This window comes from Paenilisteria portnoyi (genome assembly GCF_014322795.1).
GTDB lineage: Bacteria > Bacillota > Bacilli > Lactobacillales > Listeriaceae > Listeria_A > Listeria_A portnoyi.
This window is the reverse complement of the sequence record NZ_JAASTT010000003.1, coordinates 220383-238266: the sequence shown is the minus strand read 5'-3', so window position 1 is coordinate 238266 and position 17884 is coordinate 220383. Positions and strand designations below refer to the sequence as shown.

Genomic DNA, 17884 nt, shown 5'->3' with positions numbered 1-17884 from the left:
AGCGTTCGTCCTGAGCCAGGATCAAACTCTCTTTAAAATAAAGATGAATCTGAATACTTATTCAACACCGTGAATAAAATCCTTGCGTCACATTGACTTCGCTAGCAAATAACTTTACTAGTATTACTTTTGGAAATAGCTTTCTATTTCCGCCCTGCGATTCTTACCTAGAAACATCACTGTCTCTATTGGTTTTATCTTTGTTTCTGTTCAGTTTTCAAAGGTCAATCTCTCGTGTTGCGTTTTGCGTTATGTGCATCAGCAACGTTTATAAATATACCAACTATTTATCCATTCGTCAATAGTTTTCTGCATATTTTTTTTATAAATAGTGATTTATTTTTACTGCAAGTTCAAAGAAACGTTTTCCTTGTGTGCTTTCTGCTTCGTAAACACCTGATAGATAGCCATTCTTATTGTGTTCTGGTTGCTCTATCGGAAATACTCCTAACAACTCGGTTTCTAGTTCTATAGCTACTTTTTTTCCGCCACCTTCTCCAAATAAATATGCCTTCTCGCCTGCTTCTGTTTGATAATAGGATAAATTCTCAATAACTCCCAAAATATGATGCTCATTCTTTATAGCCATTATTCCTGCTCTCGCGGCAACTGTCGCTGCTGCTTGATGAGGCGTTGTGACAATCAGTTCATTGCAAGTAGGTAACAGGGTATGGATATCTAGTGCGATATCTCCCGTACCTGGTGGTAAATCAATAATTAGATAATCCGGGGCATCCCAATTTACATCTTCTAAAAACATTTTAATCATTTTCCCAAGCATCGGTCCACGCCAAATGACTGGCTCCCCGTCTTCAACAAATGAATCCATAGAAATTAGTTGTACTCCATATGTAGTTACTGGAATAATTTTTTCGTCTACTGTCTTTGGAACATCTTTAGTTCCCATCAAAATAGGCAAGCTGAATCCGTAAATATCGGCATCTAACAAGCCAACTTTTTTCCCCGTGCGTTTTAATGCTACCGCGAGATTAGCTGCTACTGTTGATTTACCTACCCCACCTTTACCGCTAGCAATTGCTATGAATTGTGTTTTACTTTCGGGTGACAGTATATTATTCTTCGCTTCTAGTAACTGTTCGATCTTGGAAACAGGTAAATAGGCGAGCTCAAAATGTATATCCTCACATCCAAATTCTCCAAGTAGTTCCGTTATATTAGTTGTAAATTTATCTGTATGAAGCTCTGGGTCAGCTAGTGCTATTTGTAAGGCAATACTATTATTTGTGACACTTACTTCCATAATGCCTCCAGTTTCTTGCAGCGTGAACTCCAATACTGGATCTAGTATACGTTCTAATAGTTTAGTGATTTGTTGTTCGTTTAGCATAAAATTGCCCCCTATGGATTTACCTGACGAAAATATAAGCGCTTTCTTTATTATATCATGCTCGCTTCTATTTCCGCCAAGAATTTGCCCATAGAGGACATCCCTGGCTTTGTTTTTAGAATAGCGATTAGTGTTCTACATTTAGTTTATTTATAATTTGACTAAGTGATTGAATCAAGAATGGGGGGAAAAACTGGCTTACTTCTTGGTGTATTTTATAGTCACAGATGTCTAATGTCAGATCGTATTTGGCGGTACTCAAATCTTGTATTAAGTCCTTTACGTGTTCTTCATACGTGTGCTCTTGATTGGAATAATGAACGTATACTTTAGGTAATGCACCACTTGCCTCTTTAATTTTTGTAGGTAATAGGGCGTTGAGCTGATCAATACTACTCTGATCTGTATTTCCCATGATGCTTGATAGGACTGGTGCTTTTTCTGGGATATCGCTTAGATAATTGCCTAGTTTGTATTGTGGGGCGCCGCTAATAATATAGTCTGCTTTCATCTTAATACCGAAATAAAGACTCGCAAAACCGCCTTTACTTGTCCCTATAAAAATCGTATTTTGGGTCGCTAGCTTCTTTTGAACATCAGCAATAATCGATTCTACTGCAACTCGAATCTTAAAATCACCATTTTCGGCTAAATAATAAGCGCCTCTTTGTTGAAAGCCAAAATTATCTAAAATAAACAATTTGTGCGCGTCTACATCTTTCAATGTTCGCAAATAATTATATGTTGCTTTCATGCCTGTTCTTGGAAACGCGCTAAAAATAACGATTAACGGAGCGTCATCTTGAGTACTTTTTTCTAATATATAGTTTAGTTTCTGCTTATTCGGCGCGTTGTAAACACGACTTCTCAATTTGAAATATATTTTTGCCATACTTTTTTTCATCATTAACACTCCGTTTATCTAATTAATTTTCTCAAAGTTTGACTCCGTCTGTTTGGAATTTTTTTCGCGTTGAAGTAAGCAAATGACTGCCAGACCCAAACCTAAAGCGATCCATATAACGCGCATTTCGAAAATACTACTGCTCCCAACCGATACACCGATAAATCCTAAAAGTACTGCGGCTGGGATGGCACCTTTTAAATTACTGTTTGTGATATAGATTGTCGCCGCCTGGTAAAGATAATAAAGAAAAAAGATCAAAATTGGAATGAAGCCTATGAGACCGATATCCGATATAATGCTCAACCAAAAATTGTGGGCTGCCATTGTTTGTGATCCAGTAATATCAACGTTTGCGGTCCCATACAGGGCTTCGAACAAGAAACGTGGCGTATTTCCAGCACCTACACCTAGAAAATGATGGTCTTTACATAACTGGATAACGAACTTATACATAAACATTCTTTCTTCTGTTGAATCGCCTTTTCCTGTAAATGAATCCACTAACTGCGAAGTGAGTCCTGAACTCGCAATGCTAGAATAGATAGCTTTACTACAAAAAGCAACCGCGCCTCCAAATATAGCTAATAAGAAATACTGTATCCGTAGCACTTTAAACAGCACCAGCGCGACTATCGCTACAAGTCCCAAGAAGCCAGTTCTGGAGTGCGACTCGATAACTAGGTAGGTTACAACTGCGAGCAACACCAGCCAAATTGCAAAGTGCCATTTCTTTTTTGAGGATAATAAATAGAGGGATACTAGTCCAAAATAAATAACAAGGTACGACGCGTAATCATTCGTATTGACTAGCCAACCTGTTGGTCTTGAGTCAGCATAGTTCAGCAAAGTACCAGCCGAAAAGCGTAAATGTTTCCCTGAGATCACTTCATATAATCCGATTCCAAGTGACACGACATAGTTACATGATATATATAGAAGAACTTGTCGCATTTTTTTCCATGATGTAATGTAATAAACGCATATGAAAACGAGATAAGAGGTCTCTATTTGAAAGTAAATAGCGTTCAAACTAAGCATCGGGTCTGCTGTCCATAGCAAAGTTAACACAGAATAAAGTATCCAAACTGCCATACAAATGAGCGGCACTTTAAGTAGTTTAATAGTTGAGAAATCTTTTTTGCTAAACAAGAATAAAATGAAGTGGATGGCTAGCAGTATTCGAAATAAGAACAGGCTCGGGAGTTGCGGAAGTGATGCATATGCCCCCCAAAATCCTGCCATAATAACAGCTATAAAGAGGCCGTACATCCACTTATCCACATTTATTTTATTAACGTATAGAAGTCCAATAACTAGAACTGGGACAATAAGTAACAAGGGGAATATTGGCGAGAGGATGCTTAATAAAATCATAGATGCGATGACTATCCCTCGGAATGTAACCCTATTTTGAGATACCTTATTCATTATTACTTTCATATAATAGATACACTACTTCCTTCATGGATTTATTTAATAATAATTGTACGACGCCATCTGTTTTTGGTTGTAGCGCTTATTATTTAACACAGCACCTAAAATATTCGCATCTACTTGATCGAGTAATGATTTAGATTTCCTGACATCCTCTTCGCTTGTTGTTTGGCTATTGATTAATAGAATGGTGCCATCGCTCTCTGCGGCGACTACTCGAGCATCCGTAAATAAATTAATAGGGGGACAATCTAGCAAAATGACATCGAATTCTTCTTTTAACTTAGTTAATAATGCTTTGAATTCATCTGAACGCAATAATTCCAGTGGATTTGGAGGTAATGTACCAATAGGAAGAAAAGAAAGGTATTTGTTTTCTAAAGGAATAACTGCTTCTTCAAAAGCAATCATGTCTACCAATACATTAGATAGGCCTGGCATTAGCTTTGTTTTATATTGTTTTGAAATTTTTGGATTGTAGAAATCTACATCGATTAACAGCGTTTTCTGCTTGTATAGAGCTGATGTGTTCGCATAGTTTGTGATGAAGAATGATTTACCTTCACCCTTATTTGCTGATGTAACTGCTATTGTTTGTACACTTCCTGCTTTACGTTCCATGAATTGAATGTTCGTTTGAATGGAACTAAATTTCTCATAGGCTACCGAATTTTTTTGCATCGTCATCTCGTTACCATCCGTTATGATGGTATTTTTTTCTTTTCTTTGAATAAGCATGTAATAAAAACCCTCTCTATTTCAGAGCTCTGAACTCTTAAATTTTGGTATATCTCCAAGGAAAGGTAGCCCGATATTCTCTAGCTGTTCCATATTTTGAACCGTTGTATCCATAGAACAAAGGACAAACAGTAATGTAGCGCTCAAGAGGCAACCCACCATAATAGCTAAAATGTACATAGAATTATTGCTTGGTGTTGTTGGTGCAGATGATTTTTCTAAAACTGTAACTGTTGTTCCTTTGAAAATGCTGGGTATTTCTTCACTTACAACATTTAACATAGCTGTTGATATTTCTGATACTTTCTTGCTATCCGTACCAGTGTAGTTAATTGTTAATACAAGCGAGTTTTCATTGGAGGTAATCTTAGTATCAGCAGAAAGCTTAGATGAGGAATCATCTGTTTTCACCTTTTCTTTGACTAAATCCATTATTTTTCCACTTTGCAAAACAGATGTGAAGGTGTTGATTAATTGGATATTGTTTCGGACACCTTCTGATGATTTCGCTTGTGCGTCTGTTTGTTCCGCATTTAACAAAATTTGAAAAGACGAGGTATACTCTGGTTTCGCAACGTAATTACTATAGGTATAAACACTGGCTAGCGCCAAACAAATAATTAGTATCAACCATACGAAGCTTTTTTTGAAAGTTTTCCATATATTCCCTACCGTGAGATTCTTTAATTTCATATTCATTGCTCCTTGTAACTAGTAATGGGATACTAATTTTCATTTGAGTAAATGGCTAGTAGCTTTTCTCCTTCGTGGTTCCAATTGTAATACGTGTCGAATGCCGTTCTTCCATTTGAGCCAATTACTTTATTGCCTTGCGGGTCCGCGATATAACTTTGAACAATTTCGACCAAGGTTTCGTAATCATCTGGATTGCTCGTTTTACCACATTGGTGCTCTGTTAGCATGGTAGTAAAATCCGGGAAATCGGACGCAATGATCGGCAATTCGGCAGCCATATATTCGAATAGCTTAGTGGAATGCGAATTGAGATTATTTGGAGTTGGATGCAGCAAACATACACCAACATGTGCAGATGCATAGTGTTCCCAAATATCCTTGTACTGCATTCTTCCATATAAGGTGATGTTGTCGCTTAAATCATTGTTCTTGATAAATTGCGTCACCACTTCTTCGTTCGTAAAAATTGGACCAATTAATTTAAAGTGGAAATCGGTTGTCTGCTTCTCTTTTAACGCTTTGGCTAATTCCAACATATTGAATAAACCTCGTTGTTCTATCAAAATACCTACATAGATAAGCGTGAAGACTTCTTCCTTTACTGGTACAACATCGTTTTTAGGAAGGATTGGGTAGTTTAATACGTCTACTTTGTTTAAGCCCAACTCTGTGTAATTTTCTTTGTAGGACAACTCCGCAAAAATGACTGTATCGCAGTACTTCATCAACTTTTTCTCCACTCGCTCTACTAAACTCGAAAGCGTCGGTCTTATAAAAGCTGGAAGCCATTGTTTAGTTTTTATCGCTGCTGGTAAATGTTCATGCATATCGTATGTGATTCTTATTTCATCGCCTAGACGTTTTTTCAATGCTCGTGCGACAAATAATAATTCGGGGTCATGAAAGTGGAAATACATCGCATCAGACTGGATCATCTCTTTATACAGAAAGCGCCAATGCACAAAGCGGTTGTATCTTTTTTGCGGTTTCATGTAATGCATTGTCAAGTTAGGGATAACCGCCTTCTCACTTGGATAATCTATGGCATAAAAATCAACTTCTAAACCTTGTGATGCCAGTGTTTTCGCTTCTTTAAAATAAATCCGTGTGTCGCTCCATACGTGAACGGAGCTAGCCATCATAACTTTGTTTGGATTTCTAATTCCAATCCCTCCTAATTATCTTATTTTGTACTACAGTAAACTGCTAATTGATCATTTAACGTCATGATATTAAATTGTTCATTGATTTTTTCTCGGGCATTAAGTGATACGGCAAGCCAAGTATCTGGGTTATTTTTGACTTCTAATATTTTTTCGACTGATTTTGCAACGTCATTCTCTGGTACTAGCCAGCCGCTTGAACCATCTGTGATTAGCTCTGGAATCCCGCTATGTTCTGTTGAAATGATTAACTTGCCGCGACCCATTGCTTCCATTAATACCACAGGAATACCTTCTTTATCACCGTTTGTGGCTGTTCTACTTAATTGAAGCATCATGTCTGCCTCTTGGATAGCTTGATTAATTTCTGCTTGCGACTGCCAACCGAGGAGTTTTACTTCATTTTCTAGCTTTTGCGATTTGATCAAGGCTTCCATTTCAGCACGTAGCTCACCTTCGCCAATAATATCTAACGAAACTCTGTGTCCGCGTTTTTTCAACTCGCCTATGGTTTGAATGGCTACGTCCATACCTTTCTTCTCGGTTAAACGTCCAATCGAAAGGAATTTCATGGTGTCGCCGATTGGAGCTAACGAAACGAGGCTATATTCCTTCAAGTCGATTCCCATATGATGGACACGGATTTTATTAGGGACAGCACCAATTTTTAGAAGTTTATCGGCAAATAATTCGCTCACAGGTAGTAGCTCGATGTCTGATTGGAGAAGCGTATCATAGACGTCACTTCCACGATTTTCTATGAAAGAGGTAATGTCATGACCGTGGAAAAATACCGCTGTTTTCTCTGGAAGTAATCCTTGATCTTTCAGAAAAGCTGCGACGCTTCCATTGGGACCATAGTGGCAAATGACCGCATCATGTTGCTCTTTTTCAATAAAGTAAGGGAGCGCATATAGGAACCGTGTCGTGAAAATCATTTTTCCATATTTTTTATAATTCAAGGCATTAAAAACTGCTTTTGGTGATCGCCATACTTGTTTCAAAAATATCTTCATACCACCAATTAAACGTTTTGACTTGCTGGCTGGGAAGTTTAGGAAATGAGTCTTCTCAAGCAAATTGTATTCATATACTTGTGCATGATCTACTTTATTATCAACTTTATTCCAAGATAAGATTTCAACATCTATACCTCTATCGATAAAACCTGTAATCTGGTTTAAAATAAATGTCTCGGATAGTTTAGGAAATGAAGAGATTAGAAATAGTACTTTCAAGTTTGATTCATCCTCTATTAGTTTTATTTTTAACGACTATTTAATAATGTTTTAACGTACTTTCTTTGCGTTAGCAGGACACAGGCTCCATAAATCATAATCCCGACAACGATGTAAATAATCAGGTTGATGATTGTGTTGAAATGAACGACTTGCATAACTCCCCAAATACCGGCACACATAACTAGCGAATTAAAAATAGTGAGCGCGTGCTGCTTTATCATCTCGACATTTTTCCCGAGTATTCCGATCTTTTTTCGTAAATCTCTATAGCCAAGTATAGTTGACAGTACGGCTGCAAGTAACGGGGAAAGCATGATTGCGTACACTCCAATCCAAAGCGAGCCTACAGACAGGAATATAATTTGGATAATGATTACAATCAATGAATTTTTGACTGGCGTTTTTGTGTCGCCCATCGCGTAAAATGCTTTAAAAATAAACTCCCGAATGACAACGAATGGTAAGGCCAAACTTAGAAAAATAAGAAACTGCCATACTATAATAGTAGAATCATGTGTGAAATTTCCTCGTTCGAACAGCACTTGAATGACTAATCCGCCAAGCATAATCATGCCGCTAATCATTGGTATTACAAGCATATTCGAGCCATTTATAAAGAGAACTAGTTTCTTTTTCGCCTCATCGATACTTCTATTAAAACTGCGCGTTAATGTTGGATAGAGCATCGAGATTAAATTTATAATAATCAGCGTCTGCATGATACTAATAATTTGGTTCGCGTAAACCATCGTCGAGATGTAACCTTCTCCGAAAAAACGAGCCAATATATTAGGTAACAAAACGGTGACTTGGTAAATAACAGAATTGAGCGTTACTGGAACCGTCAATCGCATGAGTTTACGAAATTCCACATCGGCCCATTTGAATTTTGCTTGGTATTTATATTTCTTATTTTTATTACTAAAAATCAAGCCGACACATTCTACAACATAAGATAAGCCAATACATATCGCAGCTTCCATAATACTTAAGTTTGGTGTAATAATAATATAAATATAGCTAAGTATCGCTGAAATCACTGCTATAACTTTGATAATGATAAACTTACCGTCCATTTGTAGAAATGCCGTTTGAATCGATGAGATAAGTCTGGTATACTGAGCGATTCCTAAAATAAAAGTCAGCAGGAACGTCAATTCTTGAAAAGTGAGTCCTTGATTTGAATTTCCTGCAAAGAAATAAATACTACCGATGATAAAATAGGTTAACAAAAGGATATATGTGATAGCCATGATCGCTGTGATATAGGTGTTTAGTATATTTCGGTCTTCTATACGATCTTTCATCTTCGCTAAAAATGGAATGAGGACCGTTGCAACAGAGGGTCCCATGATATTAACCAAGCAGACCATGGCTGTATTCGCAAAATTAAAAGCATCCATGTCATTGCTTATCCCAAAGTTCGTGGCTAGTGCGGTCGTCCTTAACAAGGAGATAACTTGGACAAACATCGTAAGGACGATAATAATAGAAAAAGTTTGATAGAATCTAATTTTCTTCAATAACGTATACTGGAACTTGCTTTTTCATCGCCTGTTCGCCTTCCTTCATTATCTTAATGTGCTACTTCAATCCACCGGTGCCATTAGAAGTTCCAATCACAACATAAGGCGGTGTCACTCTGTTTAAAACGACGTCGTTCTTATTACCAATAATTCCGCCCGCTACAGCTGTTTGATCCAACCATTTTATTTTTCCGCGAATTTTGCTAAAAAAGTAATCTTCTGTTTTCAAATCTAAAATAGCTGTGCCAATCTTTGCTTGAATATCTACACGGTATAAGGCACGCCCTGATAACAATATTTTGTCGATGAACTGCTCTGAAAAATTGTTTAAACCCATATCTAGCGCAAAACTATCCGCCCGCAAATAGTTCAACCATTTCTCATCTAAAATCTTTTGGGCAGAAACAGCGGATATTAATACATCCAACTTCCCAGTCTTATTTTCTTGAAAAACTTGGATGGGACATGGTGTATAAGCTGGTAAAATATCGTTCAGAACTCGTACAATTCGAGTTACTTTCTCAACATTTCTGCCATAAAGTGTGACATGCATACCTAATTCAGCAAGCTTCAAAGCCGTTTTTGTAGCCAAGTTGCCAGTTCCATATACCATGACTGTGCGTTTATCGAAATTGTACTGTAGTTCTTTAATAATAATGCTTATAGCCGCATCAACAGTGATATCATTGGCCTTCAATGGATGCACTGCCGAGTCACGACATGTTTCGCTTGCGATTTCCCACAAATTAATCGCTTGTTTTCGCTCCACATCGATAAAAATATGAGGAATGACACCATCTACCAGTTGTAAAACAGCAATAACAAATTCCTCCGTGCTTACTTGTATATTTAAAATAGATCCTTCTGAGCTTAAACGATCTGGCAACATTTGATTTGTATTGGTTTTGTTAGCTGTAGATGTCAGAATCATATAATCGTAGTCTGCTATTTTTTTTTGCTTTAAGCGAATCAATGCTTCCATATTTTCTTCACATCGTTTCTTGTAACGCGTTATGCGTATTAGCTAATGTTAATAACAGGCTTCGTAAAGATTCTGGCTCAATCACTGTATATGTTTTCATCAGATGCTTGATGCTATCTAACTCTGTGACACTCGTATAATAATTTCCTTCATACATTTTATCGGTCACTTTACTTGAAAGCTCCTCTTGGTTAAATAACTCTTCTTCCATTTTCTCACCTGGACGAACACCCACGTATTTAATACTGATATCACGTTTATTTTTCCCAGAAAGCTCAATTAGCTGATCAACCATACCTGAAAGCCCAAGTTGTTCACCCATATCCAACACGAAAATAGCATTTTTTCGCTTGAGCATACTCGCTGAAATAACTAGTTTACTTGCTTCAGGAATCGTCATGAAATAGCGCTTCATTTCCGGGTTCGTTATCGTAAGCGCTACACCCTGATGAATTTGCGCCCAAAGCTTTGGAAAAACGCTACCTCGACTACCCAATACATTACCGAAGCGAACAACATTACAAACAGTCCTACTTGTCATATCGTTTTCAAGCGTTAATTTCTCTGCTAATCGCTTACTAGCACCCATTATATTCCTAGGGTTAACAGCCTTATCTGTTGATACCATTACAAATTCTTCCGCCGCGTTTTGCTTGCTAGCTTGGATGACATTGTATGTGCCGATAATATTATTTTTGACAGCTTCATAAATGTTGTTCTCCATCAAAGGAACATGTTTATGTGCCGCTGCATGATACACAATATGTGGCTTATGCTGTTTGAAAACCTGTGTCATACGTAATTCATCTCGAATATCTGCAATTACTGGCACAATCTCAACATCATAAGACTTGATCATTTTTTCTTGCTGCAGCTCACTATCGATTTGATAAATACTACCTTCGCCATGACCCAATAAAATGATTTTCTCAGGCTGACAATTAAAAATTTGATGGGCTATTTCAGATCCAATTGATCCGCCTGCGCCCGTGATTAGAACTGTTTTTTGGTTAATTTTCCTTTTTATTTCATGATAATCTAGCTGAAATTCCGGTCTATCTTGAATCAAATCTTTGTAGTCCAATTCCGGAATAGCTATTTTTTGACTTTCTCTCGTCGAAAACACGGACGGAAGAACAAATAGGGTAACATCATAATTTCTTAACTCATCGATAATCTTGCTTTGCGTCATCGTGTCCAATGTTGGGATAGCTAGAATAACATGCTTAATATCTTCATTCTTTATAGTTTTACTTATATCTGCTAAATTCCCCTTCACAGGAATCCCATATAAGTCCAAATCCATTTTATAACTAGCATCATCTAAAATAACAATTGGCTGGTAGCGACTATTTTTAGTTGTCTGCAGTTGCTCGATCACAAATTTCCCTCCAGCTCCTGCACCAATAATTAATGTCCTCATCATTTTCATATTCGCTCCTCCTCGTGTATTTAACGGAATGTAAGTTCTTTATCCCATTTTAAATTGAATGTATATAACTCTTGCAAACCTTGTCGCAATGTATATTTCGCTTTCCAGTTTAATTCTTCTGTCGCAATTTTCGTATCTAATATAGACCTTCTAATGTCTCCTGGCCGCGGTCCAATAATTTCAATCGGTTCTGATTTCCCAAATATATCAAGCACTTGTTCGTAAACGTCTAGAATAGAAATCTCTGTTCCTGAACCAATATTAACAACTTTATTTAGTGGCTTTTGAGTCGCCAATTTATTAGCTTCTACCACATCTGCTACATAAATATAATCGCGCGTACAACCTCTTGGCATGTCTGGATACGCCATCAGTACCGATTTTTTATTTTCGTTTAAGTTCTTCAAAAATATAGGCACTACACCGCTCTCTCCATCTGGAACTTGCTTCGGCCCAAATACATTGGCATAACGTAAAACCGTATAATCAAAATCATATTTTTCGCTGTATATATTGATATATTGTTCCCCCGCATATTTCGTTAGCGCGTAAGGAGAAATAAGTTGTGGTGTGTCTTTTTCTGCTGATCGTTCATCACCTTCTAATTTTTTCGAGAGCGCACCACCTGATGATGCAAATACAAAGGTTTCGATAGGATATTTTTGAACTAGTGCCAGCAATTGTAGCAATCCACCGATATTCGTGTCTAAATCATATATTGGATTTTCGAGTGAGTATGGTACCGATTTTTGCGCCGCGTGATGATTGACTACTTGCGGTCTGAATTTGACAAACAATGCTTCCATTTCTGCCTTATTACTTATATCTACTTTATAAAAGTGAAATGACGGATGATTCATTAGCTCTGCAATATTCGCTTCTTTTCCAGAAATCAGGTTATCGACACAAATTGTTTGATATCCTTCAGCCAAGTACATGTTGCAAATATGTGAGCCTATGAATCCCGCTCCACCTGTTACCAAAACTGTTTTTTTCACGGCGTATCACTCCAATGATTTATTTTTTTGTTCGATCACTCGTCTAAGTAGCTCAGTGTTTTTGGTGCCTTTGTTTTTTTGAACACCTTAAGTATAATGCTTCTTAAATAATATATTTTTCAGCCCTTTGTTACTGTCCAAGCAACTTCCGCGATTGATTATTCCTCCCGATGCACATTAAAATGTCCATTATTTCATATAGGCTGCTTTTTTATAGAATAATGAACATTTAATGAACAAAAAAAATGGTATCTTTTACGAGCATTTATTCATCTATTAGAATGCATTGTTGCTTACTGTTCTTCGCGGACAACATTTGTTTTTGTAGTCGATTTAACCAATTTATTCACAGCGCTTTTCTCACTACTTTTGACTCTTACCTCTGCTGGCGTTCCAATCGCGATGCTATAATCCGGCACATCTTTTAAAACAGTGGCATTTGCAGCAATAATCGTATGCGAGCCAATCTTCTTCCCTTGTGTAATAACAGAGCCTGCTCCTATAAATACCTGATTTTGAATAGCTACATTGCCTGATATAGTGGTGTTGGCGGCAATCAACACGCAATCTGCAACACGCGTCTCGTATTCCAATGTTGCGCCCGCTAAAATAAAAGTATGATTCCCAATCATTCCTTGATGCATCACCGTCGCATTCGCCGATACGTACACACCATATCCAACATGTGTAGAGGGGTCCACATACGCGTAAGGATGAATAATTGTTGCATATCGCTCTTCTTGAAAGCCAAGACTTTCGGCGACTTCAAATTTATTTTCTGGATCTCCAATCGCAATAATAAAGGATATATTTTCATCTTGGTAAAGTGATTCAGCCAGCGAAACTGGTCCGCGCTTCATACCATCTTCAAAAAAAACCGACTCATACTGCTCGTCTAAAAATCCCCAAACACAAAATCCTAAATCATAATTCTCGATGACATTACGAATCATTCTTCCTTGGGACCCGCTACCAATAATAACAAGCTTCTTTCTAACCTCTGTATCTCTCTGCCGAAACAAATCCATCCTGACTAACGCCTTCTTTCTTAATAATCACTTTGATAGTTAGCAAAATAATTTTTATGTCAAAAAGTAAGGAATATTGCGTTACGTAGGTAACATCCATTCGAAATTTCGTTTTCCAATCAATTTCATTTCTGCCATTCACTTGTGCCCAACCTGTTATTCCAGGTTTCATGTCTAATCGTTTCCGCTCTTCTTCCGTGTATAGATTGTTATATTCAAGCAATAGTGGCCTTGGCCCCACCAGACTCATGTCCCCTTTTACAACATTTATTAATTGGGGTAATTCATCAATACTCGTTTTTCGCAAGAGACTACCTACCCTTGTGAGCCTCTGTTCGTCTGGCAACAGATTCCCTTCCTCGTCATATAATTCTTTCATTGATTTAAATTTATAGAACCGGAATGCTTTCCCGTGAAGTCCCGGTCTTTGTGACATATAAATCGGATTTCCTTTGTAATAAATGGCAAGAACTAGTGTCAATATAGCCATCGGAATACATAGAATAACGATGGCTATGGCAGCTACGATGGTATCAGCGACTGTTTTAATTATCAACATAATTTTTTAACCTCACCCTCAAATATATACTGGTTCATTGATTTCTAGCGTGCCAGTCCCAACGGAGTAGTAGCTAATACCTGCTCGCTTCATTTCCAAATTATCAAATACTAACCGCCCGTCCAACACGACTGGATGATTCATTTGTGATGTGAATTCTGCCAACTGGATGTTCTTAATTTCATTCCACTCTGTCACAACCAATGCCGCGTCTGCTTGATACAAAACATCAGAAACGGTATCAGCAACATGAATCGCATTTCCAAATACAGCCTTCATATTGGCAGAAGCAACTGGATCGAAAATAGATACTTTAGCTCCGCCACGTAAAAGTTCTTCAATGATAACCTCAGATGCTGCTTCACGAATATCATCTGTTTCTGGCTTAAATGCAACTCCTAAAAGAGCAATTTTCTTACCCGTTAAATCACTATAATGTGATTTTAGAACCTCGACTAACTTCAATTGTTGCACTTTATTTGCATCAATCACAGACTGTATTAACCCGAAATCATAACCGACATTTTTGGCAATATGGTTCAACGCCAACGTATCTTTTGGAAAACAAGAACCGCCATATCCAATGCCCGCTTGTAAAAAGGCACCTCCAATTCGACTATCCATTCCCATGCCTGCGCTGATTTCGCGAATATCGCCACCCGTTTTTTCACAAATATTAGCAATTTCATTAATAAAACTGATTTTGGTGGCTAAAAAGGCATTGGATGCATACTTAATCATTTCAGCACTTTCCAGAGCCGTCTTAAAAATTGGAATATGAAAGCCTTGATTTATCATTTCTAGTTTTTCAAGTGCTTCCGCATCATCTGCACCAAGCACAATCCGATCACCATGGAATACGTCATGCACTGCAACACCTTCTCTTAAAAATTCAGGATTAGAAACAATCGAGATTTTGTAAGGCGTTTGATTTTGGATAAACTCTTTTAAATAACGGTTTGTCCCTACTGGCACAGTACTCTTTACAACAACTACCGTATCTTGAACTATCGATTGGGCAATGTTCGCTGCTGCCTCTTCGATATAATCGAGATTCGCTGAGCCATCTGATTTTTGAGGTGTACCAACTGCTAGATAAACAACCGAACTATCCGCTACGGCCTGTTTTAAATCTGTACTGAATGAAAGTCTACCAGCTTTGATATTCTTTTCGATTAAAGCTTCAATACCTGGTTCATAAATCGGCGAAATAGCTTGCTTCAGCTTTGCTACTTTCTTCGTATCAATATCAATGCAACAAACGTCATGTCCTATTTCTGACAGCGCTACACCTGTAACTAATCCAACATATCCTGTACCAATAACTACTATATTCACAATAATTTGCTCCTCTCAAGCGATTCAACCAAAATTTGTTCTACATTATTCGCAAGTTTCTCCGCGCTGTAATGTTCTTCTGCAATCTCTCGAATTCTTGGCTGTAACTCTGCTAATGATTCCCGTTGCTGCTCCAATTCGATGAGTAAATCCGCCAAATCTCGTGGTTTTTCAGGGTCTACATAATATCCAATTTCATAATTCTCAACGATATCTTTCGTCCAACCGTTCGAGTTCACAATAATCGGCTTACCGGCTGCCATCGAATCAAAGAACTTATTTGGTGAATTGGTTGCCAAAATTGGTAACGGTTTGAAGCATGTCATTGTAACATTGGCTAAACTCGTAATCATCGGAACATCACTACGCGGAACATGCCCTAAGAAAATAACATTTGTCAATTTATGTTGGATACAATACGCTTCTAGCCTTGGCTTGCTTTTCCCGTCGCCGCCAATCACAATTCTGATATCTTCTTGATTCTTCTCTTTTAGTATCTTCGCCGCTTCTACTAAATAGTCCAATCCATTAGCCTCTCCCATCGCACCCAAATGTAATAGAAGAAACTTGTTATTTAACTGGAATTTCTCGAGCCATACTTGTTGCTCGTTCGCATAATCTTTTTCTAGATCGAATAGGTTTAAATCTGATAAATTGGATACCATCGTAATCTTCTTTGGATCTATACCTGTGTCGATAATTCCCTCCGTCATACCAGGGGATAAACTGATAATATGGTCTGCTTTTCGGTAAACTTTTACTTCTAATTTACTGAGTCTATTTAAAATAAAATTGGATTTGATAGCTTCCATTTGTTTCGGAGCTTCTGGCCATAAATCCCTAACTTCAAATACAAAGGGTATTTTCAATTTCTTTTGTAGTCGCAATGTTGGTATCGCAATAGTTAATGGTGTCGAAGTGGAGAACATGATGTCCATTCCTGTCAACTTCTTACCAATTTTGTATGCTTGTTGCATGTAGGAAAAGAAAGACCATCCTCTTTTTACCAATCCCATATAGTTAGAATAGTCGTTTTTGATTGCAATGACCTCAATGCCATCAATACGATAATACTTCACATTTTTTTCTTCTTTATATGATGTATCTCCAGCTAAAAACGTATCTGTCGTAAGCATACATACTTCGTGACCTTTTTCGATGAGTTTCTTTGCAAATTCATAAGACCTCGTTGCTGTATGTGAATTACGAGTAGCAAAATATTGATGAAGATATAATATTTTCAATAGCTCAACGCTCCTTATTTCTTATCTTGTGGAACAATAATATCCCATGCAGCACGTTCTTCATTGCTCAGCGGTTGATACATCAATTTAAATTCGTTATAATCTTTTGGAATTTCATAATAACCGTCTCCTTCTGATGTTGCACCTGGCTTAATTGCGTCTGCATAGTTGATGCCACTTCCCATGTAGTAGTAATTCTCACCAATATTAATAATGAAATCATTAGCTGCTACCGTGAAATCTTTATCTGATGTATTCTTAATCTTATAGTGGATTTTAACTATCTTATTTCCTTTTTTATTTTCTTCTGGTGATACTTCGTTGCTTACTTTGGTAGGTGTAATTTCCAATTGTTTTGTTGTTTTCATCTTATTAAGGTCTGCTTGGTCTTTTTTTGTTGTCTCCGTCTGTTTTGCAGCTTGTGATGACGAATCATTTGTATTTCCACACCCAGTCAAAAGAAGCGCCGAACAAGTTAAGATTGCTGCTGTATTTGTAATTTTAGTTAATTTTTTCATGATTTATTCCTTTCGTTGCTTCACGCTATTATTGGTGAAAGCATTCCTGTTTTTAGTATTTGTATTTAATAGAATGAACTGTTTTGATTTAATAACACAGAAATTCTCATTCTCCAATATCTTACAAATTTGAGACATAGAATTCGTACTTAAATTGGCATAGTTAGCAATATCTTTTCTTGTAAAACATTCTGGTATCTTTATGCCATCATCATCTGGATATCCATACTTCTCAGCGATATCCACCAGAATATTTTTTAACCTCGTCTTGCCAATTTGGCGCATGAGCATATATTTTTCTGCCACTAGGGTATTATAATTTTGATTATTCAAATATAAAAACAACCACCCCTCTTGCATACTAAAAATGTTATTTAACACATCTTGTTTCGAAAATGTGTATATAGTAGTTTCTGTGATTGTCCTAACGTTATACTTACTTGCTTTCGGTATAAAAATATCGTTCATCCCAAGAATGTCACCTTCGCTTGAGAAAGATATAATCTGATCTTCATATTCATAGGAAACAATCCCCTTCTCTAAAAAATGAATATGCTCATCTAAAATATGCGTTGAGTTCAACTCTGTATTTTTAGGGATTTCCATTTTCTTGTATGCTACTCTATAAACAGGATCTTCTTTAAGAAGTTCAAGTAATCGATTGGCGTTAAACCGACCTTCCACAGTCTCTCGATTATATAGCTCCGCGAAAAGTGTGCTCATGTATACTAC

At 37.2% G+C, this 17884-nt stretch carries 17 protein-coding genes; all 17 read right to left on the bottom strand.

The genetic code is table 11. From position 1 onward, the window contains the following. Window positions 1-322: 322 nt before the first annotated feature. On the bottom strand, window positions 323-1348 hold the full coding sequence (locus tag HCJ66_RS03925; RefSeq protein ID WP_187131982.1) for an Mrp/NBP35 family ATP-binding protein: 1026 nt from the start codon (window positions 1346-1348) through the stop codon (window positions 323-325). A 127-nt stretch (window positions 1349-1475) separates the two neighbouring features. Next, a complete protein-coding gene (locus tag HCJ66_RS03920; RefSeq protein WP_222717395.1) occupies window positions 1476-2252 on the bottom strand; it encodes an accessory Sec system protein Asp2 in 777 nt (258 codons plus the stop codon). A gap of 18 nt (window positions 2253-2270) precedes the next feature. Beyond that, window positions 2271-3140 carry an O-antigen ligase family protein gene (locus tag HCJ66_RS15965; protein ID WP_187131980.1) on the bottom strand — a complete coding sequence of 290 codons (870 nt, stop codon included), beginning with the start codon at window positions 3138-3140 and terminating at the stop codon, window positions 2271-2273. A 588-nt stretch (window positions 3141-3728) separates the two neighbouring features. Continuing rightward, a complete protein-coding gene (locus HCJ66_RS03910) occupies window positions 3729-4427 on the bottom strand; it encodes a CpsD/CapB family tyrosine-protein kinase (RefSeq protein WP_187131979.1) in 699 nt (232 codons plus the stop codon). Between the two features lie 21 nt (window positions 4428-4448). Beyond that, window positions 4449-5120: a YveK family protein gene (locus HCJ66_RS03905; protein ID WP_187131978.1), complete on the bottom strand. Its 672-nt coding sequence runs from the start codon at window positions 5118-5120 to the stop codon at window positions 4449-4451. Window positions 5121-5152: 32 nt separating this feature from the next. Beyond that, on the bottom strand, window positions 5153-6265 hold the full coding sequence (locus tag HCJ66_RS03900) for a glycosyltransferase family 4 protein (protein ID WP_187131977.1): 1113 nt from the start codon (window positions 6263-6265) through the stop codon (window positions 5153-5155). 41 nt (window positions 6266-6306) lie between these two features. After that, the gene (locus HCJ66_RS03895; RefSeq protein ID WP_187131976.1) at window positions 6307-7524 is read right to left on the bottom strand and encodes a glycosyltransferase; all 1218 of its coding nucleotides are present in this window, start codon (window positions 7522-7524) and stop codon (window positions 6307-6309) included. A gap of 29 nt (window positions 7525-7553) precedes the next feature. Further along, a complete protein-coding gene (gene murJ, locus HCJ66_RS03890) occupies window positions 7554-8999 on the bottom strand; it encodes a murein biosynthesis integral membrane protein MurJ (protein ID WP_281384384.1) in 1446 nt (481 codons plus the stop codon). Window positions 9000-9111: 112 nt separating this feature from the next. Beyond that, on the bottom strand, window positions 9112-10035 hold the full coding sequence (locus HCJ66_RS03885) for a Rossmann-fold NAD(P)-binding domain-containing protein (protein WP_187131974.1): 924 nt from the start codon (window positions 10033-10035) through the stop codon (window positions 9112-9114). Window positions 10036-10042: 7 nt separating this feature from the next. After that, window positions 10043-11467 carry a polysaccharide biosynthesis protein gene (locus HCJ66_RS03880; protein WP_187131973.1) on the bottom strand — a complete coding sequence of 475 codons (1425 nt, stop codon included), beginning with the start codon at window positions 11465-11467 and terminating at the stop codon, window positions 10043-10045. Between the two features lie 20 nt (window positions 11468-11487). Further along, entirely contained in the window at window positions 11488-12465 is a 978-nt protein-coding gene (locus tag HCJ66_RS03875; RefSeq protein ID WP_187131972.1) for an SDR family NAD(P)-dependent oxidoreductase, read from the bottom strand. A gap of 293 nt (window positions 12466-12758) precedes the next feature. Beyond that, window positions 12759-13493, bottom strand: a complete 735-nt coding sequence (locus HCJ66_RS03870; RefSeq protein ID WP_187131971.1) for an acetyltransferase — start codon at window positions 13491-13493, stop codon at window positions 12759-12761. Beyond that, window positions 13459-14049, bottom strand: a complete 591-nt coding sequence (locus HCJ66_RS03865) for a sugar transferase (protein ID WP_425489608.1) — start codon at window positions 14047-14049, stop codon at window positions 13459-13461. Before HCJ66_RS03865 ends, HCJ66_RS03870 begins: the two co-directional genes overlap by 35 nt. A gap of 21 nt (window positions 14050-14070) precedes the next feature. After that, a complete protein-coding gene (locus HCJ66_RS03860; RefSeq protein ID WP_187131969.1) occupies window positions 14071-15390 on the bottom strand; it encodes a nucleotide sugar dehydrogenase in 1320 nt (439 codons plus the stop codon). Next, window positions 15387-16634, bottom strand: coding sequence for a glycosyltransferase family 4 protein (locus tag HCJ66_RS03855; protein ID WP_187131968.1), 1248 nt, complete (start codon window positions 16632-16634; stop codon window positions 15387-15389). The genes HCJ66_RS03860 and HCJ66_RS03855 overlap by 4 nt, the downstream gene beginning before the upstream one ends. A gap of 14 nt (window positions 16635-16648) precedes the next feature. Beyond that, window positions 16649-17152, bottom strand: a complete 504-nt coding sequence (locus tag HCJ66_RS03850; RefSeq protein ID WP_187131967.1) for a DUF4352 domain-containing protein — start codon at window positions 17150-17152, stop codon at window positions 16649-16651. Between the two features lie 3 nt (window positions 17153-17155). Further along, the gene (locus tag HCJ66_RS03845; RefSeq protein WP_187131966.1) at window positions 17156-17875 is read right to left on the bottom strand and encodes a Crp/Fnr family transcriptional regulator; all 720 of its coding nucleotides are present in this window, start codon (window positions 17873-17875) and stop codon (window positions 17156-17158) included. Between the last annotated feature and the right edge of the window lie 9 nt (window positions 17876-17884).